Raw genomic sequence first — 8,313 nt, 5'->3', positions numbered from 1 at the left:
AACAGCGCGGGTCATCATTGGGGTCGATGACGCGGTTGCCGGTGGGGTCGTTGAGGGTGACGGGGTTGCCGGCGCCGTAGGCGTAGAGGTTGGGGAGGGAGGAGGCGACGCCCGCGTTGTACGTCATGGTGTCGCGGGAGTTGAAGGTGCCGGAGTCTGGGTTGTACCAGCGGGCGCCCTGATTGACGTCGCCNGAGCGGGGGTCGGTCCAGTCGCCTTGGTAGCCGATTCGGTACTTGAGGCCGTTGGCGGCTGTTGAGTTGCCGAAGGGGTCGTAGGTGCGGGAGTCCGGGAGGCCGGTGGTCAGGGTGGTGTCGGTGGGGTCGAAGCCGCCGAAGACGTCTCCGTGGCGGTCGGCCAGGACGAGGCGTTTGGTGGTGTCGTAGCCCACCGACAAGAGGCCGTCGCCGGCGCTTCGGCCGAAGAACTGGGTTCCGTCGGACACTGGCTCGTCGCTGAAGCCGTCGTAGCGCATTCGGGCCGTGCCGGCCTGGACTGGACGGTCGAGTGCGTCATAGGCGAAGTCGCGATCCGAGCTGCGGATCATCCGGTCGAAAGCGTCGAACGTGAATGCTTCCGTTGTCGCCCCGCTGACCTTGGAGAGCAGCGCTCCCCGCGCGGAGTACGTGTAGGTCGAGGTGCCGTCGTTGATCAGGCGGTTCCGCTCGTCGTACGTCGCCAGCTTGGTCCCGTTCTTGATCCGGTTGCTGGCGGCATCCCAGCCGTACTCCGTCGTCTTGGCGCCAGCCGTCCACGACGTCAGACGACCAAGCTGGTCATAGACGTAGGTGTTGTCACCAGCACCAGCCACCCCAGTGGTCTTCTTCGAAGCCACGTTGTTGTCAGCGTCATAGCCGTACACCGCCGACGACACCGAGGCGGTGCCGGCCTTCAACGTGTCGGAGTTCATCCGGCCGAAAGCGTCGTACCCGACCGTCCGGACCCGCGCCGAGCCGTAGTCGATCGTGGAAAGCTGTCCGGCAAGGTTGTAACCGAGAGTCTGCAGAGACCGCGTGACCGGATCCGTCACCGTGGTCGGCCGACCGTTGGTGTAGGTGAAGTCGGCCGTACCCGCAGCGTCGATCCGCTGAGTCAGCTGACCGTCGGCGTCATAGCCCTGCGTCGACGTACCCGACGGGCCATCCGCGCGCAGCAGCATCCCGCGATCGTTGTAGGTATAGGTGTTGACGCCATCCAACGAACTCGAGGTCGCCAGACGCCCGGCAAGGTCATAGCCGAGGTCACGAGTCGCAGTGGAGACCTCCGCACCCGTGCCCTCCTCCTTGGCCAACCTCCCTGCAGCATCGAACGTCCGCGCCCGCTGCACCCCGCCCGGCGACAACAACGACACCGGATTACCTGCCACGTCGTACGACGCCGTCCAGGTCCGGTCAACCGCCGCCGGGTGAGTGGTGGTCGAAGGCTCGATCACCTTCTCCGGCAACCCGAGCGAGTTCACCGAGTAGATGGTCGAGTTGCCGCGCCCGTCGGTGTAGCGCGTCCGGTTCCCGGCGGCGTCGTACCCGTACCCGATGGTGATCGAGTCCGTCGCCGTCACCGGATCGACCTGCTTGGTGAGCCGCCCGACTGCGTCGTACGTGAAGATCGTCGGCCGCTTCCCACTCGCCGGCGTCGACGAGATCAGGTTGCCGTCCGCGTCGTAGGCCAACTGCGTGGTCCCCAGCGATGCATTCGCCGCATCCAGGGTCTTCGACGCCACCAACTGACCGACCCGGTCGTACGTCGCGACGCCGCTGCGCCCCATCCCGTCCGTACTGCGAACCTGCCGCCCGACGTAGTCGTATCCGAACTTGGAGATCACGCCGTTCGGGTCGTTGGACTGGATGACCTGCCCGAGACTGTCGTAGGTGCTAGTCGCAAAGGCACCAGACGGTGTCTGGGCTTTCACGACGTTGTCCCTATCGTCGTACGTCAGCCGCGTGACGAAGTTGCCCGCAACCGGTTTGCGCTCGACATCGGTCGAGGTGACGACGCGATCCAGATCGTCGTAGGTGAACTTCTTCACCGCACCCAACGGATCGGTCGTCGACTCGACCTCACCGTTCGGCGTGTAGGTGATCTTGGTGAGAGCCCGATCATCGTTCGTCTTGCCGGGCGCATCGATCTGGACCTGCTGGTTCAGATAGTTGTAGGTGAACCGGGTGGCGTTCCCCCGCTCGTCGATCTGCGCGAGCACATTGCCGACGGCGTCGTACTCGAACCTCGACTTCGGCGTCACCGCTTGACCACCCGGCGGCGTGTACTGCGGCGCCGACACCTCGACCGTCCGGCCGAGCTGGTCGAAGCCCGACTTCACGATGTTGCCGAGAGCATCCTTCGACGAGGTCGCCTGACCGAACGCGCCGTACCCGACCAGAGCCGTCGGCTGCACGTCAGCCGGAGTGCCGCCGTCCTGCTCCGCCTTGACCTTCGGTGCCACCGTCTTCACCTGGCGGCCCAGCTCGTCGTAATTGTAGGTCGTGGTGAAGTCGGCCTTGACTGCGCCGACTGCATTGCCACGCGGTGCCGTTGTCGACGTCGACAACCCACGCTGGTCAAAGGTCCACGACGTCGTGAGTTGAACACCACCAGTGTTCTCTACCGTCTGCGACACCCGCCGCCCCGCGGCATCGAACACATAGCTCGTGACATCAGTGACTGCGGTCGGCCCGGCGATGTCGGCATTCGACCATCCGCCGGTCGTCTCCTCTTTGGTGATATTGCCGGCGAGGTCGTGGGTGTAGGTCGTCTTCCGCTTCAGGCCATTGGGGTCAGCCGTTTCGGTCAGGACCCGGCCTGCCGCATCGATCGTGTACTTGGTGGTGAATGTGTTGTTGTCGGTGTTTGCCTCGATGCGGTTGCCCGCAGCGTCGTAAACGTTGTTCTCGAGTATGACGTTGCGCGTCGTGCCGTCGGGGTCGTGGAAGCCGACCAGTGTCCTGCTCTTCAACGTGTCGTCGGCGTTGTACTGGTACGTGACGACTCTGCCCATCGCGTCGACGTCGGCAGATTTACGGCCGGCCTTGTCATACTGGGTCTTGGACCGTACTGCGTACTCGATGCCCTCCCGCGGCCCATCGGGCGGCGGGTTGTTCGGGTTGGCCGGCAGGTTCATGTCCCAGACCTCGGTCAGCATGTCGAGGTCGCTGTACTTGTACTCGAACCGGTTCCCGTTCGCGTCTTCCGACCACGTCCTGTTGCCTGACGCGTCATAGCCTTGCTGGGCTTCCTTGCCAGTGGCATCGATCGTGCGAGCCAGCCGGTTCCGGTCGTCGTACTCCAGCGTCGTCACCCGCGGCTCGTCCGGGGTCTTGAGATCCCGCGCGGTCGTCTTCGTGACGTTGCCATCGGCGTCGTACTCGAGGTCTGCCTTCTGCTGGTGCTGGTCTCCGGTCACCGCATCGGTGGTGACCGGACCGGTGATCGCGATGACCCGCGACATCTTGTCGTACTCGTAGGTCGTGGTCACACCGCTCGGGTACGTGTCCGAAACCTGGGTCTCGGTCTTCTTCCGCCCGATCTCGTCATAGGTGTACTTCGTCACCAGGCCCGAAGGTGCGGTCAACTGCACCAACTGACCGTGCTCGTTGTACAGGTACTGCGTCGAGGAGGTGACCGACGAGCTCATTTTCACCGTCGCGGTCTTCAACAGCCCAGGTGGCATCGCCTTCCCATCCGGCCCAGTCTGCACACCGTCGGTGTAGGTGTAGGTCTTCAACCCACCATCGGGGCTGAACTCCGACGCGACATCACCCGACACCGTCAGGTTCATGCTCCGCTTGTAGGTGTCGTCAGTCGCGCTCGCCGACCGGCCATCGCGGAACGCTGCCAGCTTGTCCCATCGCGGATCCAGCGGCGGCCATGCCTCGTGCGCGTGGTACGTGTTGTAGTCGGTCCGGCAATCCGCCGCGGGCACCGTGCGGCAGGTCTTGGTGGAGAGCACGTTGCCACGGGCGTCGTAGGTCATGCTGACCTCGCCACCAGTTTCACCGGTGACCTTGGTCAGCTGCCCAGTCTTGTCATGAGTGAAGCTGCGGACCGAGTAGTCCTCCGGCCAATGCGGCGTCGTGTCGACCGTCCAGGGCTTGTGGGTGTCGGCAGCCACCGGTCGGCCAGTACGCAGCAACCAGCCACCCAGTGCGTCGTATTCGTAGACGTATGAGGTGGAGCCAGGTCCTGTGACATTGACGGTGCGGAGCAGGTCCTTGCTCGTACCGGTCACCTTTGGGTCGCCGATCGTCCAAGCGCCGCCGTCCGCGTCGACATAGCGTTGTACACGATCCTTGGCCGGGTTGTACTCGATCTCGGCAGTGCTTCGGCCAGCCCCGGACGTGATGGACGTCAACTGGTCAGCCGAGGTAAGGCCTTGCTGCCAATGGGCAGCAACTTCCTTCGTCGTCAGCGGGTGCGAGTACAGCGCGACCTCGTCGATCTGACCGGTGAGGTACTTCGTCGTCTCATTTCCGTAGGCCGGCCAGGCACTCGGCGTTGCGACCGTGGCGGAGCCGACCTGATTCATCGTGAACAAGTCGTGGTCGACCACGCTCTGGGTGATCGTGCCAATCGCGACGCCATCCAGGTACAGCGACTGCCGGGTGCCCACGGAGCTCAGCACGACATGGTGCCACTGGTTGTCGTTGACTGCGGGAGCCGATGTCATGGGTGCGGCAGATCCATGCCAGAACTGACCACGCAGCTTGCCGTCACTGCCGACGTACAGCGCTGGCATACCGCGGCTGATCTGACCCTTGATGGCCCATCCGTACCCGAACAGTGGTTGCCCCGCCGTGCCGCTGGTCTTGAACCAGAGTTCGATCGCCGCATCCCGGCTGCGGGTGGCCAGACCGTGCGGCAGCTTCACGCTAGAAGAGCCGGTGAACCTGACCGATTTGTCTGCATCACCGACCCCGGCCAGGGGGCTGTCCTGGCCGAACTGGACTCCGTTGTAGGTACCGAAGCCATCGTTCAGCGCGATGTCGATCTCGTTGGTGGCGTCGTTGTCGGCACCATCGTCCGACAGCCGGAAGTAGCCGTCGGGCCTGCTGTCCAGCACTGCACTGCGATAGTGCGAGCCCTGCGCGGACCCGTATGTCGTGCACTTCTGCTCCGAGTTGCACGACTTCGTCAGCGCGTCACCGGAGTACTCATAGGTCCAGGTCAAAGGGGTCCCGTTGACCGGCTGCGTGCTCACCGATGCGACGTGCTTGTTGTCAGCAGTCCAGTTGAAGGTCAGCTTGCGGCCTGCGCCATCCTGGCTCACCGCGGCTTCCAACGTCCCGTTCGCGCGATAGGTCAACGCCAGCGGCTTGCCCAGCGTGCTGTGGATCTTGCTCAGCTTCCCTGTACCGGCCGCGAACTCGTACCTCGTCCCTGGCGCGATCTGCAGTGTCCACGGCCCGTTCGCTGTACTGGCGGTCAACACCGACTTCGCGCCGCGCGGCGCGGCAAAGGTGCCGTCAGCGTTCTTCCCGAAGCGCACCTGGCGGCCATCTGGATAGGTGACCAGCGCACTGCCGTCGTTCTCGATCACCAGCCGCATGTCGTAGCGACTCGACCAACCTGCGCCGAACAAGCCGTCACGCCGCGGATCGAGGCTGTTATACGTCCGGGCAACGTTCAGCTCCGGTCCTGCCACAGGCACGACGATGTCCAACGCCGACGTCGTGTAGTTTCCGATCGCCGGGTCGTACGGCTTGTCCTGCGATTTGCCGTCGTTGTTCGCAATGTGCGACGTGATGGTCGGCTGCGGAACGTCGGTGAACAACGTGATCGCCGGCCCGATCGTGTGCTCGCCGTCGTTGTCCTGGACATAGATCTGCCACTCGTACTCGCGGTTCCACCCCAGCTTGCCGGCCGGAACCATCCACGTTTTCGAGGACGAGTATGCACCGCTGAAGAAGCAACCCACGGTGTGATTCGAACCGACGACCTCACAGATCCGGAAGCTGTACTTCAACGTACTCTCCGGCGCATCCGGGTCAATACCGTCCGCCCACACCTGCGGAGTCAATGTGTACGCCTGGGCACCGTTCAGCGGCCACACCTTCGCCGGATTCACCACTGGTGGCACGTTTAGCACTGTGATCAGCCGCGGCGCCGGGTCGACTCCCCAATCGGTGTACCACCGATGGATCGTTGTATCACGATGCACCATCGAGAACTCGATCTGATAGTCGACACCGTCAGCAGAACCAGGCAGAGCACCAACAGCGACATCCAGATTGATCTTCCCGCCATGCGGAACCGAGGTTGTCACCGGCGTGGTCAGCGACGTTACATTGACCCGTTGACCGTTCTTGAACACCCGGTAGCTCATGTAATCGTCACCCGGCTGCCACGTGAAGCCGCCCAGGTTCGTGATCGTCATCGGGAACTTGCCGTTCTTGTCCTGCGCGACATAGTCAGCCGGACTCTGGCTCCGGAACGCATAGTCGGCGCGGTACGGCGAGTGTGTCACCGCCAGCCTCGGCGGATTCGCGGTATTGATCCCCGCGAACTTCTTCCACGAGAAGCGATCGGTCCGCTGGTTGGCCATCATCGCGAAGCCGAAGTTCGACCGCTTGCCATCCACCAGGCTCTGCAACCACGAGAGACCGGCGTCGTTGAAGGGGAGGGAGTCGTACATCGGCGCGCACGCCGTCGTACCCGTACTGTTCGACACATAGCCACGCGAGAAGCTTTTCGACGCGATGACCGACGGCGTCATCTGCGGACCTGGGTACTTCAACTGCGACAGCGGAGTTCCCGACCAGCCCTCCATCGCGCCATACACATTCACTGCCCGCGACGAGCAGGTGTCAGCCTGATAGTTCATCACCTCCAGGTTCGCCGCGTCGATCCTGTCGTACCGGAAGGCGTCCACCAGGTTCGGGAAGTACAGCAAGGCGCTGTAGGCGTTCCAGCCCGTACCCGACGAACAACTCGTGCTGCCTGCTGCTGGGCGGCAGCCGATCTGCAGGTCGCTCGCGCCGCTCACCGAGCCGTTCAGACCCGCGCTCACTGCGTAGTTCGGCGTCAGCCGGTCGGTCGGGTACACCGTCGGGTCGATCCGCACCGGGTACACCCGTGCCGGATCGTCCAGCCATGCACTGTCCGCCGTGACCTTCAACGCCTGGCGGCCGTCAACCGTCACCAGTTCGTACGCCACCGCTTCCGACGTCGCGTGGCCGTCGACAGAATTCGAGTCCTCCATCGTCCCGGCGGGAATTCGCGCGCGCTCGGTACCGTGCTCATCGGTCAGGACGATCTCTCGGCCGACCAGGGCTGCTGTCAGATTCTCCGACAGGCTCAGCGGAAAGACATGCGCACGGGCAGCCGTCGCGGACTTGAGAACAATCGTCTCCTTGATCCCCCGCGGCTGTGACTCCAGTTCCAGGTCGGTTTCAGCCATGAAATCCGCGAACAGGACCTTGTTACCGGACAGCTGTCCGGCGACGCCCGTCGCCCCTGACACCGCCCAGCCGACGTTGTGACCATTGCCCAGTTCGATCCTGGCCACTGGATCCGCGTCCGCCTTCGGCGCGATCCACGAGTAGAGCTCGGTCGAGATCGTCTCCCAACCGCCCGGATTAGCCAGCCTCAGGTTCGGATCGATGTCCGCCCAGGACCCGTCCGGCTTCTTGAAGTTGAGCGGCGCCGGCGACACCACGGTCGTTTCAGTCGTATCCGCGTTGACGAACGTCTGCGTGAAGCGATCCCGCTTCCCCAGAATCTCCCGGCTCGTCTTCGCGTCGAAACCCTTCACGGCCGACTGCTGCGGAGGCAACGCCGGGACATCCTTCGGAGCCGGCTGCTCCAGCGCCGCGTCTACTGGCTTCGCGGCGTTTACCGGGAACATCGACCGCAACGACGGCGGTTTCACGGTGTTCGTCTGCGGAGGCGCGGGCGGGATCTTCCCCGACCCCAGCCGCTGGACGGGCGCCGACGGCTCACCCTTCCCTGACATCGCAGCCTGCGGCAAGGTCGGAGTACTGGCAGCCGCGGGTGCCACCTGCGTCGCTGGCCCGAAACCAGCTAGTGGCACCGCGAGCGCAACACCGATCGCGACCAGTTTCGCAGTACGAACCCGGTTCCGGCGCGCGCGAAAAGACAGCCTGGACGTGGGCATGCTCGATCCCCCTGGGCGTGGATGACCTGACAAAGACCCCGGGGTCCCCCGACCCCACCAGCGCCGCCCGTAAATTAGCACCCGATCACTACCGACAGCCACCAATTGGCAACAACCTGCACATTCCCGAAAAACCTGTAACGCTCTTGAACACGAGCCGCTCGGACAGCCTTGATGAGGGGCGTCGGGCGGCGGGATGGGTAGCG

1 protein-coding gene is annotated in these 8,313 nt (G+C 64.0%); it reads right to left on the bottom strand.

The window, feature by feature from the left end:
* Positions 1-5,863 (bottom strand): LamG-like jellyroll fold domain-containing protein (locus A3ES_RS49800; protein ID WP_475009013.1); only part of this gene is annotated, 5,863 nt, incomplete at its 3' end.
* Positions 5,864-8,313: the final 2,450 nt, after the last annotated feature.

This window comes from Kribbella catacumbae DSM 19601, from assembly GCF_000372465.1.
Taxonomy (GTDB): Bacteria; Actinomycetota; Actinomycetes; order Propionibacteriales; family Kribbellaceae; genus Kribbella; species Kribbella catacumbae.
The sequence above is the reverse complement of the archived record's forward strand: the minus strand, read 5'-3'. Positions and strand labels throughout refer to the sequence as shown.